Origin of the sequence: Bradyrhizobium campsiandrae (genome assembly GCF_014529705.1) — a bacterium.
GTDB lineage: Bacteria > Pseudomonadota > Alphaproteobacteria > Rhizobiales > Xanthobacteraceae > Bradyrhizobium > Bradyrhizobium campsiandrae.
In genome coordinates this window covers 32,158-53,379 of record NZ_JAANIH010000061.1, presented here as the reverse complement: position 1 = coordinate 53,379, position 21,222 = coordinate 32,158, and the positions used below count along the sequence as shown (strand labels likewise).

1 protein-coding gene is annotated in these 21,222 nt (G+C 64.0%); it reads right to left on the bottom strand.

Going from position 1 to position 21,222, the window contains the following annotated elements; all coding sequences use genetic code 11:
- Positions 1 to 21,034, bottom strand: a 21,034-nt coding sequence (locus tag G8O24_RS33075) for a right-handed parallel beta-helix repeat-containing protein (RefSeq protein WP_188106710.1), incomplete at its 3' end; no start/stop codon positions are given.
- Positions 21,035 to 21,222: the final 188 nt, after the last annotated feature.

The following is a 21,222-nucleotide window of genomic DNA, read 5'->3' as shown; positions in this document are numbered from 1 at the left end:
GAGCGTGACTCACTGGGGGGGTGCGTCCGGTCTCACACCGACAGAAGACTAAGCGCGCTGGGGACGCGCGGGGGCCGGTGCGCGGAGGCGAGCAAAGCTTGCCCGCGGCGATGTCGGCCGCCGCAATCGCCTGCGATGCCGTCACCGCCGTGCCGTTCAGGCTGAGCGTGCCCAGCGTCGGCAGGCTGGTGATCAGCACCGACTTCAGCGCATTCGCTGGCGTGTCGTTGGGATCAGAGAAGGCGAAGTCCGCGGTCTTGAAAATGTAAGCCGCGCCTTCGTTGGTCGACACCGTCACGTCTGAGGTAACAGGGGCGTGGTTGATCGCACCGACCGAAACCGTCACCGTCGCCGCGGTCGAGGTATCGTGTCCGCCATTGGCGGTGCCGCCGGTATCCACCACCTCGAAGCCGAAGCTGGCATAGGCCGCGCCGGAGCCTGCGCCCGGCGTGTAGACCAGCTTGCCGGCATCGAGATCGGCCTTGCTGATCGCCTGGTTTGCGACGACGGAATTGCCCGCAAACGTCAGCGAGCCCGCGACCGGCAGGGTTGTGATGACAACGGACTTGAGGCTGTCGGCCGGCACATCGCCGGGATCTCCGAACGGGAAATCGGCGCTCGTGAAGACCTTCTGACCGCCCTGGAACAGCTGCACCGTAAAGCCGGACGTCGTCGGCGCATTGTTGATGCGCGCGACGTTGAGCGTGGCGGTCGCAACGGCGGAAATGTCGAGGCCCCCGTTCGCGGTGCCGCCATCGTCCTGCACCTCGAAATTGAAGCTCGCATAGCCGATGCCGAAGCCGCCGGCCGCCGGCGTGAACACCAGCTTTCCGGCCGCGATATCGGTCGCAAGGATCGATTGCCCCGCAGTGACGGCGACGCCGTTATTGGTGAGGACGCCGGCCGAGGGCAGAGTGACGACGACGACGGCCTTGATCGCGTTCGCCGGGCTGTCGTTGGGATCGGAGAACGGGAAGTCGGCGACCTTGAAGGTGTAGCCGGCGTTCTCGACCAGCGAGATTGTGGTCGCGGCGGTGGCAGGCGCGTGGCTGATCTTGGTCACGGCCAACGAGACCGTCGCCGGCTGGCTGGTCAGGACGTTGCTCGAATTGCCGGCAGGCGCGCCGTTGTCGCGCCACGCATAGGTGAAGCTGTCGGAGCCCTGATAGGCCGCCGAAGCCGTGTAGCTGACGGTATTCTGGCCGGTGATGGACACGGTGCCATGGGCGGGCTGGCTCAGGATCAGCAGGGTGAGCTGATTGGCGGCCGTCTCGAGGTCGGAGCCCTGAAGCACGATCGTCGTCGGCTGACCGGCGATGACATTTGCCGACAGGTCCGATGCGATCGGCGCGTGATTGATCGGCGTAACGTTGACGACGAAGTTGGCCTCGCTGTGGCCGAGCTTCGGATCATTGGCGGCATAGCGGATCGTATCGCTGCCGACATAGCCGTAGTTGGGAACGTAGGTGAAGGTGCCGGCGACCGGATCGAAGTTCTGGATCGTGCCATGCTTGGGCGCCGTGACGATGGCAAACGTGATCGGATCGTTGTCGGCATCGGTGGCGTGCAAGGTCACCGCCAGCGTCTGGTCGTTGGCGACGCTGGCCGTCGCATCGAGCACCACGGGCGCGTGATTGGCGCTGCGATCGATGTGGAAGCTGCGAACGAAGGCGCCGCCCGCGGCGCCGTCACCGTCGCCATCCAGCGCGTTGCCGGCAGAATCCAGCAGGCCGGAGGCCTTGCTCACGGTCAGTCGATAGAAGCCGTCGGCCAGAGGGCCGTTCGACAGCGACAGCTGCACGACCTTGGAGGCGGACGCATAGGACGGCACGATGGCGACGATCCTGTCGTCAGGCGTGTCGAACTTGCCGTCGGCTCCAGCTTCGATGAGCTGGAAATTGGCATTGCTGTTGGCGCTGGTGACGTCCAGCGTCTCGCTGAAATTGAGATTGATCGACGTGAACACGGCGTCGGTCGAAGCGCCATTGGCCGGAAGGTTCGCACCGGACAGGATGGTCGGCGGCACGACGTCGGAGGACGAGCCCTGGAACTCGATCGCGCCGATGTCGTAGTAGACGCGCCCCTCGGCCTGGTTCGGCGTGAGGATCACCGCATTGGCGTTGTTCAGGTCGGTGCGGCCGCTGATCGAGGCGACAGCGTAGTCGGCGCCATCGCCGGACGACAGGCCGATGACGGGCGTAAATCCGTTGAGGTTGTTGCCATAGTCGAACCGGACGCTGCCGTCGGCGCCGAGGCGCACGGAAGCCTGGGACAGGGTTGAGCCCGGTCCGGCGAACGCCTCCGACACGAAGCGAATGGTGACGTGATCGGCGGCGGACTCCACGTAGATGTTGCCGGTGCCGAAGCGATTGTCCATCGCGGCCCAGAACGGCGCGATCATCGCGTTGGCTTTCAGCGTCGCAAGGCTCGGCGTATAGGCATCGCCGCCGGTGACACCGGGCGTGAACGCGATGAACCCGGCCGGCGAGGCGTAGATCGTCGAATAGGACTTGCCGTAGAAATTGAAGGCGAACGGCAGATTGATCGTGGCGTAGGACGCCGCGTAGTAGTTGATTGGGCTCACCGCAGTTCCGGCGGCCAGCACGCTGGCGCCGCCTGAGGTCTCGTCATAGACGGCCGGGCCGGTGCCGGTGTTGGCGACGGCGGGATCGTCATGCCTGGTCTGTCCGAGGAAATCGGTCGCCCCGGTGACGAAGGCATTGCCGGAATCGATCGCCGGCGAGAATTTTCCCGGCGTGAAATTGTCGTCCGCGCCGCCGCCGAGCGCGGTATCGAGGCCGCCCAGCACGTTGTCGGCGCCGTCGATATCGATGAATTTCGGATCGCCCTCCAGGCTGCCGGAATTGAGCGCCGGAACACCGGCCTGCCAGGCGGCGAGGCTGGAATAGTTCGTCGCGCCCCAGGCGACGAGGGTCGCAGCGCTGCTGCTGCCGCGCCAGTACAGATTGTTCGTCGCCTTGAACCCGCTCTGGCTGTCGGCCGCAATCGAGATCATCGTGCCGAGATCGCTCCAGACGATGTCGTCGCTCAGACTGAAATTGGACGCCGAGCCCGACAGCTTCACGTCGGTGCCGACGGACTGCCAGATGGTGTTGCTGATCAGCTTGCTGCCGTTGCCATAGGAAAGCTCCACGCCGGACGTGGTGTTGGCGTAGATCAGGTTTTCCTCGATATCGATCGAGCCGCCGTAAAGGCTGGACTTGATACCCGTCTTGTTCGAGTAGATGCGGTTGCCGACGATCGTGCCGCCGTAATAGTTCGCCGTGATGCCGTTGTTGCTGTTCGAGAAGATGCGGTTGCCCCGCACGATGCTGGAGAGATCATAGACCGAGATGCCGTCGTAATTGCCGTAGACATCGTTGCCGGTCGCCAGCACCGAGGAGTTGACGAAGATGCCGGCATCGCCCGCGGTGGTCTGGCCGAACACATGGTTGCCCGAGATGATCAGATTGGAGCCGCTGGCATAGATGCCGTAATAGTTGCCCTGGGTGGCGTTGTTGAAGACACGGTTGTTGGAGACCGTGGTGGTCGCCGCACCCGTTCCGGACCCGCCATAGGCGAGAATGCCGTAGGTGCGGTTGTCGTGGACGCTGTTGTTGTCCACCAGCACGCCTGAGGCGTTATAGACTTCGATACCGACATATTGCCCGAACACCTCGCTGTTGGTGATCGAGCCGGCTTCCGCGATCAATATGCCGGTCGGCGAGGCGTTGACGGGCGCGCCGAACACGCGAACGGAATCGATCGCGACGCCGGTATTCCCGGAGCCGGCATAGATTCCGTACGCGGCTGACGACGAGATGTCGAGGTGCGAGAGGTCGATGCCGTTGCTGGCCGTATTGGTCGTCACGAGAACGCCGATATTGCCTCCGGTCAGCGACAGATTGGCGAGCGTGACGAAGTCGCCCCCGGTGAAGTCGAAATTGTAGCCATAGGCGTTGGCGCGATCGATCGTCGCGACGTGACCGGCGCCTGTCGGCCCCTGGAACGTCAACCGGTGACCCACGGCATCCGCATCGCCGCTGTCGCCCTGGCCGAGCACGACGTCCGACAGGAGCTTGTAGGAGCCGGTGTCGATGTGAACGGTGTCGCCCGGTCCCAGCGCATAGGCGCGCACCAGCGCGGCGAGGCTCGCCATCGGCGCATCCGGCGTCTTGCCGGAATTGAGATCGTTGCCGACAGCACTGGTGTATTCGTCGCCGACGGTCGAGCCGTCATTGATGAAGTAGTCGTGACCGCTGTTGGCGACCAGGAACCCATGCTCCGAAACGGCGCTGACGCCGCCGGCGGTGACCCGTACCAGCGCGACGTTGCCATTGGTGATGAAGCCGGGCGTCCAGGCGACCGAACCATTGCCGAGCCGGTCGAGCGCGACATTGTCGGCGACCAATTGCCAGGTCTGGCCGTTGTCGGGCGACACCTCGACCTTGGCGGTCTTGACCGCCGTGCTCGCCGTCGCCTGTTCGATCTCGATGCCCGCGAGCGTCGCGGGATTGCCTGCGGTCTTGTTGGTGAGCTCGATGGTGATGCCGGTGCCGCCGCTGGCGGTCACCTGGAAGCTGGCCACCACGGCCTTGTCGATCTGGTTGCCGGCCAGCGCCTGGATGTTGAAATCCGTGGCGACGAGGACGCCATTGATGCGGATGTCGAACTTGCGCGGATTGTTGGCCGCGAGCGCGCTGTATTCGACGAAGTGCAAATTGACCGTATAGGTGCCGTCGCCGATCGCCACGCTCTGCGTCAATTTCGCGCCGGCGGCATAGTTGTTGTTGTAGAGCTCGGACTGATAGAGCGAGGCTGGACCTGCCAGCGGCGATCCCGATGTGTCGATCGTCTGCGTCGTCGAGGCATTGTAGGCGGTGGGGAGCGATGTCACGCCGGTCCAGTTGGTCCCTGGATTCGATCCGGCGATGCCTGAGCCGCCGTCATTGATGGCGAGGATCGGCTGCACGCCGACGATGCCGTCGGTGCGGAACGCGATCGTCGTCGCAACACCCTGCTGGAGCTTCTCGTAGCCGTCGGGCGAGAGCACCTGCACGGTCTGGGCGCCGCTCTGGGTGGCGTTGGCGGTATTGCCCTCGTAGCCGAGGTTGATGCGGCCGCCATTGTTGCCCGGCTCGTTGTCGAACCGCGACGTCGGGTTGCCGCGATCGATGCCGGGCGAGCCGGCCTGGAGCTTGTAATTGCCGTTCGCCGCATCGGTGAACAGCGGATCGGCGCTGAGGGAATGCGCGTCGAAGCCGGTGCCGAAGCGCCAGGCGTTGAGATCGGAGACCGACAGGCCCGCCCAGTTCGCCAGCGTCGCGGCGCCGGACAGCGAGAACAGGTTCCAGTCGCTGGTGATACCGGTCTGATGCACGGCATCGGCATCGAACACGGTGCCGCCGGACATCCTGATGATGTTGTTCTCGATATCGAACGTATAGGAGGACGAATTCTGGCGGAAGCGGATCGCAATGCCGCTGGCCTGGTCGAAGGTGTTGTTGAGGATCGACTGGTACGTGCTGGCGACGTCGATGCCGATGGCGTTGCCAACCAGGATGTTGTTGGCGACGGTATAGATATTCTGGCTGACACCGATGCCGTTGTTCTTGATCAGATTGCCGGACGCGAGCGCGCCGTTGCTGCCGACGCCCTGAATGCCGGTGTTCGAATTGTCGTGGACGTTGTTGTTGGTGGCGACGGCGTTGCCGCTGACCTCGATTCCGATGGTGTCGTTGCCGGTCTCGTTGTGGTCGACCTTGGTTCGCGCGCCGTCGCCGTCAATTCCGAAGCCGGAGCTGCCGGTGATGGTGTTGCCCTGGATCAGGCTGATGCCGTAGCTGTCGCTGAGGTAAATGCCCTGGTTGCCGCCCGAGATGACGTTCGACGTCACCGTCAGCGCGGTGAGCGGGGTCGGCATGTAGCCGACCGTCGCCGCGATGGCATAGCCAACATTGATGAAGGTATTGCCGGAGATCGTGACGGGGCCAAGGCTGCTGCTGGCGCTGATGCCATAGGCGAAGGGATAGGTGGCGGCGAGATTCGCAAATGTATTGCCGGAGATCAGATCATTGCTGCCGTTGTAGATGTAGACGCCATAGGTGCTGCCGAGGCTGACGTCATGGATCTTCGATCCCGTCAGCGTGAAGCCGCTGTTGCCGGCTCCCACATTGATGCCGATGCTGGAATAGCCAGAGATATCGTCGTTCTTCAGCGCGATATCGACACTGCCGGGACTCGTGATGTCGACGGTGGTTTCGCCGCGCTTGAGCGTCAATCCTTCGACAGAAATGTCATGTCCGCCGGAGAAGCGGAACACGGCCGTGCCTGATGCGGTCGAGCCGCGATCGAACACGGTCTGACCATTGCCGGCACCGACGATGCGCACGGGATTGCCTGATACGCCCGAATCCTGCGCATTGAACGTGATCTGCGTCGGAATATTGTAGGTGCCGCTGTCGACATAGACGATGTCGCCGGCCTTCAATTGATAGACGTTGAGCAGGGCGGCGAGGCTCGCCATCGGATCGGCGGCGGTCTTGCCGGAATTGGCATCGTTACCGACCGCCGTCGTATAGACGTCGCCCGCGGTCGAACCGTCGTTGACATAATAGGCGTTGCCGGCCGGCGCGACCATGAACGGCGCCGCCGACATGTTCGTGACCGTATTGGTGCCGTCGGTCGCGGTCACGCGCAGCAGGCCGGAGAAGCCGCTGGTTGCCGCGGTCGGCGTCCAATTGAAGGTGCCGGCGCCGAACCGGTCGAGCGTCAGGCCGGAGGCGACGTTGCTCCAGGTGGTGCCATTGTCGGTGGACACATCGAGCGAAGCCGTCCATGGCTTGGCCACGGGTGTGATGCGCGTGATCTGGATTCCGGACAGGATCGCGTAGTTGATCTTGGGAGCGAGGTCGAGCGACAGACCGCCACCGGCCGACGCGTTGACGTCGAAACTGTAGCTGGTGGCCTTGTTGGCTCCCCCCGCAGACCTGAACACGTCGAAGCCGGAGGCAAACGTCGTCCCATTGGCCTTGATGTCGAAGGTGCGCTGGCCGACCGAGGTCGCCTGGTTGTCAGCAAAGATCAGCGTGACGCGATAGGAGCCGTCCGAGAGCGGGATCTGATATTTGATGTCGAGTGCATTGCTGGACGTGGCGACCAGCATGCTCTGGAGGATCGCCTGCGGCACATCCAGACCATTCGGATCGATCGCGGTCGTGGTGTTGTAGTTGGCGGCGGTGCCTATCCGATAGGTATCGGCAATCCAGTTGTTCCAGGTTTCGCTGCCCGATATGGCACCGCCGACCGAGTTGATGAACAGCACCGGATCCTCGCCGCTCAGCCCGGTCGAGCGGAACGACAACGTCGTCTGGCGTCCGACCTGGAAGCGCTCGTCGCCGGTCGAGCCCAGCAGCTGCACCGTCTGCGCCGGAACGACGTTCGCCGCGGACGTGCCGCCGGCTGCGCCGATGTCGCGCCGGTCGCCATTGCCGCCGGCGCCGAGCGGCTCGGAGAAGAACGTCTGCGCCAGATCGCCGCGATTGATCGCCGGAGAGTTCAGTTGCAGGCTGAAATCGTCGTCGGCGCCATGGTCGACGCCGGCCACATAGCCACGAATCCCGTCCGTGCCAGCCGGATTGACGAACAGCGGATCGCCGCCGAGGCTGTGGGTGTCGAGCCCGATGTCGGTCTTCCAGCCGAACAGCGTCGCGACGGAGACACCGCCCCAGTTCGCGAGGGTCCCACCGGCCTTGATGTTCCACAGATTGTAGTCGGAACGGACGCCGTTTTCGGATGCAACGGTCGCCGCGAGCCCGATCGCTCCGCTGGCAACCGAGATGATGTTGTCGCGGATGTCGGTGCCGGTCGATCCGTCGAGCAGGTTGATCGCCGTTCCCGTGGTCTGGACAACCGTGTTGTTGAGGATCTCCACATTCGTCGTCGTGCTGTATTGCTTGGCCTGGATGCCGACGCTGGTGTTGTCGTAGACGACGTTGTTGCTCACCGTCGCGCCGGAACTTTCGGCGATGATGCCGGTGACGTTGTCGTACACCTTGTTGCCGCGTGCGGTGCTCTGATAGCCGACCAGCATGCCGAGCGCGTTGTTGAAGACGCGGTTGTTCTCGGCAACCGCAATGCCGCTCAGGCGGAAGCCGATGTCCGAGCCGTAGACGATGTTGTTCGATGCATCGCCCTGGTCGTCGACGATGATGCCGCCGCCATAGGCATTGCCCGGCGACTGGCCGAAGACGGTGTTGCCGATCGCCTGGAGCGTCCCGTTGTAGCCGCCGATCTCGATGCCGTGTGTCGCTCCGGTCGCGTCGACGATGTTGTTCTGGATGATGCCTGATGTCCGATAGCCATAGATGCCGTGATAATCGAGCTTGCTGAGCGAGGACTGCTCCACAAGCACGTTTGTCGACCAGCTCAAATCGATGCCGTCGGCGCCATAGGGGGCCGCGGTCACCGTCACGTTCCTGATGATTGGAGACGTGGCATGATCGACGGCGATCGCGACGCTGCGGCCGGTGGTGTCGACCTTGTCGTTCACGATCAGGGCGTTGGTTGCATAGGAAACGCCGACGGTGTTGCCGGGGCTGGTCAGCGTCGATCCGGTCAGGATGAAATTGTCGTCGCCGGCGCCGTCATAGACGCCGTTGGTGTTGCCGTCGATCTGGCTGGCGCTGATCGTGATGTTCTTCGAGGCGCTGTTGTCGTCGAGATAAATGCCCCACTGACCGCCGGTGACGTGCAGATTGGCGAGCGTGACATAGCTCGCGCCCTTGAACTCGAAATCGTAGAAGCCGCTCGAGGCCGACTGCCTGTTGAAGGTCGCGGTGACGCCGTTGTTGGTCGGGCCCTGGATGGTCAGTCGCTGCACGCCCTCGCCGGTGCCGGAGTCCGCGCTGGTGAAGACGATGTTGTTGGTCAGGTTGTAGGTGCCGGTATCGACATAGACGGTATCACCGGCGCCGAGCGCGTATTTCGCCAGCAGCGCTGCCAGCGAGGCCATCGGCTTGTCGGGCGAGAGGCCCGAATTGGCATCGTCGCCGATCGCCGTCGTGTACTGGTCGCCGGTCTGAGATCCGTCATTGACGTAATAGACGTGGGTCGGACCCGAAATCGAGAACGTGCCGTCCGACACATCGAACAGCGACGGCGTCGCGGTCGATGCGATCTTGACCACATAGGTCGAGCCGGCCGCGAATTTGGCCGCATCGACGGTCCAGACATAGCTGCCGCTGTTGGCGACGCCCGGGGCGATGCTGGTGAAGTTGACGCCATCGGAGGACGCCGAGATATCGACGGTGCCGGCGACGTTGAAGCTGTTCCAGGTGATCGTGGCACTGGTGCCCTGCACCAGCGTCTCGCCGCCATCGGGCGAGGTCACCGTGATGAAGGTCGCCGGGCTCAAGGAGGCCTGGCTCGTGCCGCCATAGGCGCCGATCTCGACGATGCCGCCATTGGGCGCCGGTTCGGAACCGATCGGCGTTGCCGGCGAGCCGCGGTCGATCGCGGGCGAGCTCGAGGCATCAACGGTCAAGTTCGCCGTTGGCAGCTTCGGCAGGCCGTTCGGTCCGACGATGACCGCGAGCGAGCCCGAATGATAGGAGCCCTGCTGGCTCTGGACGTGGAAATCGTCGTCGCTGCCGTTCGCCAGCGCCGAGCCATAGCCCAGCACGCCGTCGGCGCCCGTGGGCGAGACGAATTTCGGATCGCCGAACCGGCTCTTGGCATCGCGCCCCGTCGCGGTGCGCCACTGCGACAGCGAGGTCCGGTCGGACCCAATCCAGGTTCCGACGCGGCCGCCGGCGCCGGTCTGGAACAGATTATAGTCGCTGACGAATCCTGCCTGACTGAGATCCGAAACCCGAATGCCGACGCCGGCGAGCGCGACGATGATGTTGTTGGTGAGCGATGCCCCGGTCGAGGTGCCGTCGATCGAGATGGCGGCGCTGCCGTAATTCGGGTTCGACGGATCCGAGATCGTTCCGGCGGTCGGTTCATAGAACGTGTTGTTGATGATCGACGCATTGGTCGCGCTGGACAGGCGCACGCCGGCGAATTTGTCGCCATAGATCACGTTGTTGCTGATGAGCGTGCCCGAGCCGCTGTTGACCTGGATACTGACGCCGTTGGAATAGAAGACGTTCTGGCGGATATTGCCCGTCGTGCCGGAGAGCAGCACGCCGAAGCCTGCGTTGTCGAACACGCGATTGCCCGAGAACAGCACGTTGTTGTCGATCTCGACGCCGTTCTGGTTGGCGTAGAACAGATTGTTGGTGGCCGAGGCGGAATAGCGCAGCGTCACCGAGGCCTGGTAATAGGGCCCGGAATTGTCATGGATGCTGTTGCCGACGACCGTTGCGTAGTCGACGAACAGAGCCTGGTTCGTGCTGCCGGTGATGACGTTGCCACGGTTGAGCGACAGATCGGCATTGCCGAACACGATGCCGGCGCCGCTGAGCCTGACGCCGTAATAGGTTCCCGAGATGAGGTTGGCCTCGACCTTCGAGGATCCCGTCAATGTCAGATAGAGACCATATCCGAAGGTCCCGCTTCCCGAGATCGTCGAGTCCGAGATCTGCCCGACGCTGCCATTGGCAATGATGCCATCGTGGTCGTTGGTGCCGTTGAAGAAGGTGATCGAGGCGAGGGTGCCGTTGAAATTCAGCCCGGCGCCGCCGGCGCCGCTGGCGCTCAGATGCGACAGCGTTCCGGTCGGCGAATTGGTGGTGATGCTGAAGGCATCGCCGGACTGGCCGGTGGCCGTCAGATAGGAGGCGGAGAAATTGTCGGAGCCGGCGCTGGTGCGCACTGCGTCGGTGCCGCCCTGCAGGGTCAGATAGTTCAGCGAAACGAAGGAGGCACCGGTGAGGTCGATGAGGGCTTGCGGCGTCGCGCCGGGAATGGCCGGGAACAGCCGCGAAACGCCGTTCGAGGCGCCGTTGATCGTGAATCCGGTGTCGAGGCCGAAGCCATGGTCGGTGGTGCCGCTGAGCTGCAGGGTGTCGATCAGCGCGTAGTCGCCCGCGGCGATATTGACCACCGAACCCGCACCGATGTCGTAGGTGCGGAACAGGTTGACCGGGCTCGCCTTCGGCGCGTTGGCGACCTTGCCGTCATTGCGGTTGGCGCCGCTAACAGCATCGACATAGTAGGTCGTGCCGGCCTCCGGTACCGTGAAGGTCTCGGTGGAGCGATCGTAGATCGTCGGATGGGCGACGCTGGAAATCTGGATGCGCAATCCGTGCGTGCCCGCGGTCAGCCCGCTGGCGCTCGGGGTCCAGGCGAAGCGACCGGTATCGGGCGCCGATGCTGCGATCGTCGCCAGGAACTGCGGTCCGTTCGGCCCGTCCTGCCACAGCTCGATCTTGACCGGGTTGTTGGCCGCCGCGCCGTAGCTGTCCCAGGTGATGAACAGCGGCTTGTTGACGGTGAGATCGGCGTAGAGGTCCGGCGAGCGGAGCGCGAGGCGACCGAGCGTGGAATCTCCGGAGATATTGTCCGCAGCCGTGCGCACGCCCTGATCCTGGCCCGCGCCGCGCGGCACGACTGCAAGATAGGCCGCATCGAGCAGAGCGCCCTGGCTGCCGTCGCTCTTGCTGACACCGAACAGGAATTGCGCGGTACGCGCCCCGGCCGGAATGTAGACGGTGCTGAACACGCGAAGCCAGCGGCCGAGGTCGGCGCCGGCAGGCACGACCACCGCGTCTCCGATCGCATTGTTGGCGCCATCGCGGAACACGATCGAAATCTGCGCCGAAACCGATGACGTCAACGGCGCGACGCGCCCGCCGAAAGCCAGCTTCAGCGAGCCGGAGTCGATGTCGTTGGCTGAATATCCCGCCGCGAGAAGATCGACGTTCTGCTGCGCGACCGCGTTGGCTGCCGGCCCGGACTGGAAGGTCGACTGGCCGCTCCAGGCGACAAGGCCCGGGGTGACCGTCGCGCCACCCGCGGTCACCGTCCAGCCGGTCAGGCCGTTCTCGAAATCACCGTTGGTCAGGAGGTTGGAGACGCCTTTGTAGCCGATGAACGATCCGGCGGGGTCGCCGCCATCGGTCGTCGGATCCGACAGGCGCTGTCCCGCCACGAGAGGCCGCGTGGTCAGGAAGCCGAGCGCGTCGGGCGCGAAATGCGGCTCGGCCCAGCCCGGATGGACGATGGTGACGCCGTCCGAATGCAGGTCGAATCGGGCCACGTCATCCTGCCAATCCAGGATGTCCTTGAAGCCCTTGGTCCAGTACACGATCTGGCCGCTGCCGGTCGCGAACAGCGTGTTGTAGTCGCTCCAGAATCCGGCCTGGCTGTTGTTGGCGACGTTGATGCCGATGCCGCTGTCGGTCCAGATGATGTTGGAGATCAGCTCAACATTATAGGCCGAGTTGACCAGACGGACGCCGTCACCGGTGAGCGAGTGGATCGTGTTGCCGGCGATCTCGACATTGCCGACGCCGGAGGCCTGGATCGCCGCGGTCGTGTTGGCGATGAACTGGCTGTCGAAAATGCGCAGACCATTGCTGGCGGCGATGCCGATTCCATTGCTCTCGATACGGTCGAAGCGCACGAGGCCGCTGAAGCCGGAAATGCCGGTCTGGTTGTAGTTGATCAGGTTGACGTCCGCCGCAACAGTGCCGCCGATGACGCCGCTGCCGGAAAGGCCGATCGTGTTGGCGAAGATGTGCTGACCGATGACCTGCGCATTGGTCAGCACGACGCCCGTCGTGTTCTGGAAGATATCGTTGGAGCCGGAACCTGCGAAAGCGCCGAACAGGCTGTTCGGATCGAGCACCGAGGTCGCAACGCCAACGGTGGCGCCATGGATGCGGTTGCCCGCTAGCGCGGCACCGGCGGCATAGGCCACGGCGGTGCCCGCCGCGGTGATGTCATTGGCGGAGATCAGGCCGCTGAAGCTTGCATTGATCGCCAGCGCCGTCGCAGAACCCGCAAAGCTGTTGTCGTGGATCGAGCCTTGCGAAGCACCGCTGACGACAAGGCCGGTGGTCGCGGCCAGGAGATGGTTGTCGCGCATCAGCAGCGCCGTCGCCTGATTGAGCGTGACGGTCGAGCGGAACGTATTCTCGGCGAACTTTACCTGCGCCGTGTTGGTCACGGTGACGGGACCGGCAATATCGAGATTGCGGATCGTGATGCCGGTGGCACCGTTGATCGTGATGCCGTGCGCGAACACGACGCCGTCCTGGCCGGCGATGGTGATGCCGGCTGCGGCTGCGCCCAGCGTCAGATCGGTATCTGCGGTGGTCGCCGTCACCAGGATCAGATCGCCGGAGGCAATGGTGCCGTTGCCGAGGATCGACGCAATCGAGGTCTGGGAATCCGCCACGAAGACATGCGCCGCGCTGGTGAGGCCAGCGCGCACAGTCACCCCGTTGGCGCCGGCCGTGTCGGTTGCGAGATAGGGCCGGCCGGAGGGATCGAGCGCAAGCGAGGCGCTGCGCGCAGGGCCAGCCAGCTGGCCGATACCGGTGCCGGTGATGTCGCTCGGGCGATCGGCCGCGAAGGCGGTGCCGTTCCAGGACAGCGTATGCAGGTAGTTCGATTCGCCCGACGCCGTATCGACCGTTGCGGTCCAGACCAGACGCAAGGTTGATCCCGAGCCGACCAGCAGCGGCTGGCCCGCAAAGCTGTCGCCCGGCGCGACGCCGCTTCCCGATGCGGCGCCCGCTCCCGCCGAGGTCCACACGCCGGCGCTTTCCGACTTGACGAAAATGCGCGGCAGATAGCCGGTCGACTGGTCGTGCTGAGTCCAGGCGAGGAACAGCTTGCCGCCCTGATAGGCGAGGCTCGGCGAGGTGCTCGAGCTCGAATCTGTCGGCGTATCCGCCGCGTTCGGCGATGCCAGAGCCTGCCAGCTCGCGCCCGAATATTCGAACGCCTGCAACGCGCTTCCGATCGGCGTCGCCACGCTGAATGCGACCGCAACGCGCGTGCCGTCGCTGGCGACCGCGAAGTCGGACGGCACGGCCAGCGTTCCGGCAATGCCGTTGCCCGACGCCGAGCCGGCACCGAGCTCGACCCAATTGGCACCGTCGAATCGCCTGGCGTAGAGATGCGGCGTTGCACCCGACAGATCGCGCCAGACCACGACGGGCCCCGAGCTGGTCGCCAGCACATGCGCATTGTCGACCGCACCGATGCCGCTCAATCCAGCCGGCGTGTTGGACGTCCCGAGGCTGACCCAGGCCCCGGCTCCGCCATTGGCGCTGGAATCGTAAGTGGCTGCCTCGATGCTCGATCCGCCGGCCGTGATCGCCGTCCATGCGACCACCGGCCGTCCGCCGACAATGGCAATCGAGGGGTTGGACGCCGAGCTTCCTGCCAGCGCAAGACCGTTTCCGGTCGCGCTGCCCGCAACGCCCTGCCAGCTGCCGCCGACGTCGTGCGCAACATAGAGCCCGGTCACTCCGTTGTTGATCTCGGTCCAGGCGAGCCACGGACCGGCCGCGTCCGCTGCGATCACCGGCGAAGCGGCATTGCCATGGGAACCGCCCAGAGCGATGCCGTTCGGGCCGACAAGCGCGCTCCACCATCCCTGCGGCGTCGTATCGCTCGGCAGCGCCACTGATGGCGTCGTCGCGATCGACGTCGGCGACGACAGCGAATCGCCCGAAACCGAGCCGTTTGGAAACAGCCGGTCGGTGGCATGATCGTCACCGGCGGGATTGGCGGCATATCCGTACAGCGTATCGGAAGCGGCCGAGCTCGTGAGCAGATCGTTGCCGGCACCGCCTTCGAGAATGTCATTGCCCGCGCCGCCGACGATGACGTCGTCTCCCGCGCCGCCATTGACAGTGTTGCCCGCGCCGCGCAGCTCGATGCGATCGGCGCCCGAGCCGCCCTTGATGATGTCGCCGCCGCCGTCCGAACCGATGATGGTGTCGCCGCCATTGCCGCCATTGATGGTGACACCGGCGCCGCTGCCGCCCTGGATGTAGGTCGAAAGGCCGCCGCCGACGATCAGCTTCGTGCCGGGGCCGCCGATGATCGTATCGCTGCCGGCGCCGCCGTAGAGACGATCGGCCCCGCTGCCGCCGCGGATGACGTTGCGATCGTTGCTGACCACGCCGCTGGGTGCGGCCGCGGTCGTCGTCAGGACGCCCGTGGCCGAAAGCGAGAAGGCAAGGCCGGCATTGTCGCCATAGATGGTGTCGGTGCCACGGGTCGCGCTCAGCAAGTTGTCGCCGAGCCCGCCATAGATGGTGTCGGTGCCGGCGCCGCCGGTGATGGTGTCGTTGCCATCGCCGCCGATGATGAGGTTGGTTCCCGCCGACGCCACGATCGTGTCGTCGCCGCCATCGCCCATCAGCAGGCCGCCGCGCGCGCCGCCATAGATGGTGTCGTTGCCGTCGCCGCCCGACACGGTGACCTGCCCGGCCCCGCCGTCGATCCAGTCGTTGCCGGCGTCGCCGAAGATCAGATTGGTGCCGGATCCCGTGACGATCGTGTCGTTGCCGTCGCCGCCATGGATGGTGTTGTTGCCGTTGCCGGCGCGGATGCTGTCATCGCCGGCCCCGCCCGTGATGGTGTTGTTGCCGTCGCCAACAACGATCGTGTCGTTGCCGCCTGCGCCGTCGATGGTGTTGGTGCCGTCGCCTGCGACGATCTGATCGACGCCCGCGCCACCGGTGACGGTGTTGTTGCCGCTCCCGGCATCGATGACGTTGTGGCCGTCGCCGGCGACGATGATGTCGTCGCCTGCGCCGCCAAAGATGGTGTCGTCGCCGGCGCCCGTCGTGATGGTATCGTTGCCCGTCCCACCATCGACGATATTCTTGCCGTCGCCGGCGTTGATCTGATCGTTGCCATCGCCGCCATAGATGACGTCGGCGCCCGAGCCGGTCTGAATGACGTCGTCGCCCGTGCCGCCATCGACGTAATTGCCGCCATTGCCCGCGATGATGGTGTCGTTGCCGGTGCCGCCGAGGATCCTGTTGATGCCGTCGCCTGCAAAGATGTAGTCGTCGCCATCGCCGCCGGTGATCAGGGCGTTGTTGCCCTTGCCCACGACGATATGGTCGTTGCCGGCCCCGCCGTCGATCAGGAGGTTGTTGCCGTTGCCCGCCGTGATGGTGTCGTTGCCGTCGCCACCATAGACCGTGTTCTGGCCGTCGCCGACCTGAATGATGTCGTCGCCGATGTTTCCGTAGATGGTGTTGTTGCCGTTGCCAGCGGTGATCTTGTCGTTGCCCGCGCCGCCGTCGATGGTGTTCGGGCCGTTGCCGGCCACGATGATGTCGTCGCCGTCATTGCCGTAGATGGTGTTCTGGCCGTTGCCGACCGTGATCGTGTCGGCGGATCCGCCGCCGTAGATCAGGTTGACGCCGTCAGCCGCCAGGATCGTATCGGCGCCCGCGCCGGCAAAGATCTGGTTGTCGCCGGTGCCGCCGTCGATATAGGAACCGCCGTCACCGCCATGGATGATGTCGTTTCCGGCGTTGCCATAGATGAAATCATGGCCGTTGCCGCCGGTGATGTTGTCATTGCCGTCGCCGCCGGTGATGTGGTTGCCGGTATAGGCGGGATTGGTCGGGCTGGCGCCGACGATGATGTCGTCGCCCGTGCCGCCGTCGATGGTGTCGCCGCCCGAACCGCCGGTGATCCGGTCGTTGCCGTCGCCGCCGAGCAGCGTCGAGGCGCCGAGCCCGCTCGAGAGCACGTCGTTGCCGGCGCGGCCGTCGATCATGTTGTTGCCGTCGCCACCGATGATGGTGTCGTTGCCGGTGCCGCCGGTCAGCGTGTCGTTACCGGCAAGGCCCTTGATCACGTCGCCGAGATTGTCGGCGGTGATGCTGTCGCTGAAATTGGTGCCGATGATGGTGTGGAAGTTCGAGACGGTCTCGGTGCCGATGCTGGCACCGGTCGCAACGCCGGTGAGCTGGTTGAAATTGATGCCCGCGGTCTGGCCGCTGTAATCGACGGTGTTGCTGCCGGCGCCGCCGTCATAGGTCGAGGTGCCCGGGCCACCGGCAATGATCACATCGTCGCCATTGCCGCCAAGGATGGTCTGATTGCCGGCGCCGGCCGTGATCGTATCGTTGCCATCACCGCCGTCGATGAAATCATTGCCGCCATTGCTGACGATTGTGTCGTTGCCGGCACCACCCTTGATGACGTCGGCCGAGGGACCGCCGATCAGCGTGTCGTTGCCGTCGGCACCGGTCAGAACGGCCGAACCGCCGCCGGAGGTGAAATAGGCGCTGCCGCCAACCGGCGTCAACGGACCAGCGGGACCCAGTGGCACCACATTTCCGTTGGAATCGAGGAGCTCCGGATTGCCGTTGGCGTCCTTGATCAGATTGCCGTTCGCGTCCTTGGCGTAGGTCAGCTTCTGGCCGTTTGGACCGGTCGTGGCATTGGGATCATAGAGAACGCTGGTCCCGGAGGCGGTGAAATTGACCTTCACCGAATTCGGAGCGAGGTTGTGAACGCGGATAATGTCGTTGCCGGCGCCCGTATCCGCCGTGATCGTGTCGACCGGCCCGCTCGGAGTTTGCGTGTAGGTCTTGCCGTCGCTCGCAACGTATTCGATCCTGACGGTATTATCACCATTGATATAAATATCGTAGGTTTCGCTCTCCGCCTTGAGGATATCGGCAGCACTTTGACTGTTGGACTGCGAATCGCCGGTAGGGACGCCGAGCTTGGCCAGCGCCTGCGTGCGCAGCACCGACTGCCCACCCATGTAGAGACTGAGACCCTGGCTGTGGGAATCGTACAGCCCGAGCGGTCCGAGATCCTGCGGCTTGACCGACGGGTAATGGAAGATCGGCAGGTTGGTGATATTATCGGTGCCCGACGGACCGAGCCCCCAGAACGAGCTATAGACGAAGTCGAGATAAGCATAACCGTCTGCCGTGAGCGATAGCGGACCGATTTGTCCGAGACTCTCGTTGGGCTGGCTGTCGACGATTTGCGGAAAGTGAACTCGCGGGTTTTGCGGCGTCGACGCCGTCAGGGCAGCATCGAAGTTGAGCTTCAGCCCGCCTTCCAGACCGACGCTGGCCAGCCCAGACAGTACCGACGCATCGATGCCCAGGCCGAACTTCGCGTCCAATTTCAAAACGTCACTGCTGCCGGGCAACAGCGGATCGGGGCCGATGTAGATTCCGTCGAGCAGCTTCGAGGGGTCCGCTCCATTGAGCAGTTCTAGCAGCCCGGTCGAGTCGTAGCCGAAATTGAGCCCAATGTCGGCGTCGACGGCGACGTCGAGGTTCAGACTGGCCGTGAGGATGCCAAAGAAACTGATCGCAGCGATCGTCGGCTTGAACGCCACACTGGCACCAAAGCCGAGATCGACATTGACGAACGTGACCTGCTGTCCGAACAGCAGACCCAGGATGCTGGAGGGATCGTCGAAGAACGGAAACTGGACATCGGCACGCGAACGCTGCGTGATCTTCGCGTCGTTCCCGGCGCCCGGCACCGCTGCGATGGCATCGTTGAGCGCATTCGTGGCATCGTTGATTGCGCCGTAGGCATCCTGCGCCACCTTGGCGATTTGGGCGGCGCCATTGACCAAGTCAGCGACCGGCCCCTTGGGAAGGAGAGTGCCCAGACTCTTGATGGTTGCATCGACATTGAGATCGCTGGCGCCACCGCTGCCCAGGCCCGCAAAGTTGCCGACGGCGTCGCCGAGCTTGGCAAGGTCCGCATCGCTGCTGACGTTGACCTGCGGCAGGCGGAGGTCCTTCGTACTGAAATTCAGATTGCCGAGGGATATGACCAGTCCCATGCCGGCGGTGGCTTGCCCATCGGCATAGAAACCATCAAGTTGTTTGATGATCGAAAATACCGCCTCGGCAATCGGCGCGATCGCCCTCGCCTCATCCGCAGAGATTGTGCTGCCCTGATCCACCAGCATGTCGAGGCTGAAGTGCAGCCAATCCAGCGTTTCGCCGCTGGTATAGGTCGGCAGGAACTGCTTGACCGCAATCTCAGGCAGCAATCCCAGCTTCAGGAAATCGCTGATGATCGGCACCGGCGAGGTGAGGAAGTCGATGACATCCTTCATCCCGTGGGTGGCATCGTAGAATGGTTTGATGATTGGAAGCAGGAAGGTGGTGATCGCGCCGCCAACATCAAGGCCGATATTGTTGATGCCGACCACCGGCTTCGCCGCGTTCGCCAGCGAATTCGCGTCGATATTCCAATCGAACGCGAAATCGCCCTTCAGGCTCGGAAAGGCGCTTTTGTCGACGTAGTTACCGTTCGAATCCTTCTGGAACCCGCCGCCGAAGGCCAGTCCAAGATTCGAATGCGCGTTCAGCTTGAATGTCGGCGTGACCGTGACGGTCGCTGCATTGCTGCCGTCGATCTCGGTGCCATGGTTGAGCGCGGCCATCGAACCGGACCCGCCGAGAGCCAAGCCGATCGAGCCCGACAGGCCCGTGTGATTCGGTCCGGACTTTTCGGTGAGCAGCGCTTCCAGGAAACCCATCTTGCCGATCGCGCCGAAGCCGTCGCCCAGCGTGTAGCTGACGTTGAGATTGAGGGGAGAGCCGTTATTGCTGGGATCGCCACTCACGAGATAGGTCGTGTTGGCCTTGAAGCCGATGCCGAAATTGAACGTCCAAGCCACCGAGCCGTTGATCGTCGAGCCCGGATTGACGGTCAGCCCGAGACCCGGCAATCCGAGGTCCGTGCCGACCGGCGTCGAGGTCGTCATGGTCTTTCCGAGCTTGAGATCGAGCTCGATCTGGCTCACCTGGGTCAGGTTGTCGCTCGAACCATCCACCACTTTCACCGTGGCGCCGTTCTCGACGACATAGAGGTTGACGTCGTTCGCGGGCGTCGCATCCGGCAGCAGCCCGGCCGTCGACAACAGAGCTACGATGTCGCTCCTGATCTTGGTCAACAGCACGGTGTTGTCCGCGAGATCCTGCTGCAACGTGGCCTTGAGATTGTTGAACTGCGCGATCGCGGGACCGAGAATGTCGAGGTTGGTCAGCTGATTGCCGACGAATGGCAGGTCGCTTCCGAGAACCGAAGCAGCCTTGAGGCCGCTCGCGACGGTGCTCAAGGCGTTGCTGGCGGCATCGATCGCCGTGTTGATCTCTCCGAACAGGAGGGAGGCCGTCGGCGCCTGGCCCGACCCCGACTGGATCTTCGCGGCTGAGATGGGGGTCGACGAGAAGGTCCCGACGGTCGGTTGCCCGACATTATCCCAATGCATCGACACGGCCTTCGGCACGGTAAGATCGGCCGGGCTGATATGGGCATCGAGCGATGCCGTGCCGCTGATGCTGGTCTGGGCCAGCGTCGAGACGTTCTGCGTCGTGACGGCGGCGAGCTGGGACGCCGTCAGGTTGCCGCCCTGCGGATCGGCGATATGGGCCGAGACGTTGGCAATGACGTCGGCGGAGCCGCTCGTGACCGAGGCCGCGGCGCCGTCCACAACGGCACTGCCCGTGACCTGGCTCGCTTTCACCTCGACATTGGCGCCGAGGTCGGCGCTCTTCAACAGGAAGGAGTTGGTCGAGGTGTCGGCACCGAAGATCAGCGTCGTGGTGTGGCTGTCCAGCGTCTCGCTGCCGTTTTGGCCGCTCGGGCCGGAGAATGTGTGGCCGCCGGCCGTTGCGCTCAGATCGAACACCAGGCCCGCGGTCGAGCTGGAGGTCAGCGTGACGTTGACCAGATCGACGTTGCCGTTGACCGACGTGGACGTCGTCACATGCGCGGGATCGATGGCCTTGAGCGCACTGGCCAGCCCGTCGATCGTTGCGCTGTTGTTGCCGGAGAAATAATTGGATGCCGCGAGCTGAATCTGCCCGACCGGATCACCCAATGCGGCGAGCTGGCCCAGCGTGCGGTTGACGACAGGCGCGCTGACGTTGAGCGCGGCCGATGCATCCAGCGTATTCGCGGCGTCGGCAAGCTTGTGCAAGCCATCGACGATGGCGATGCCGGCAAGAGGCGATATGTCTGCCGACAGCAGCAGCCGCGGCTCGATCGGCTCGATGATGAACAGATGATCGTCGCTCGATGCGCTGTTCGAACGCGAACGTCTCATCGTCTGTGTTGATGCACCGCTGTTGCGGCCCTGGCGGCTCGAGAAAATCGACGGCGAATTACTTCTTCTCAAAACAGCCTCCACCCAACAAACGGGCGATCAGGCATGATCCGGGAAAACAAAAACCGGAACTCTCAAGAGATCATGCGCAATCGGGACTTCAAAGTTCAATCGCAATCAAATTCGAC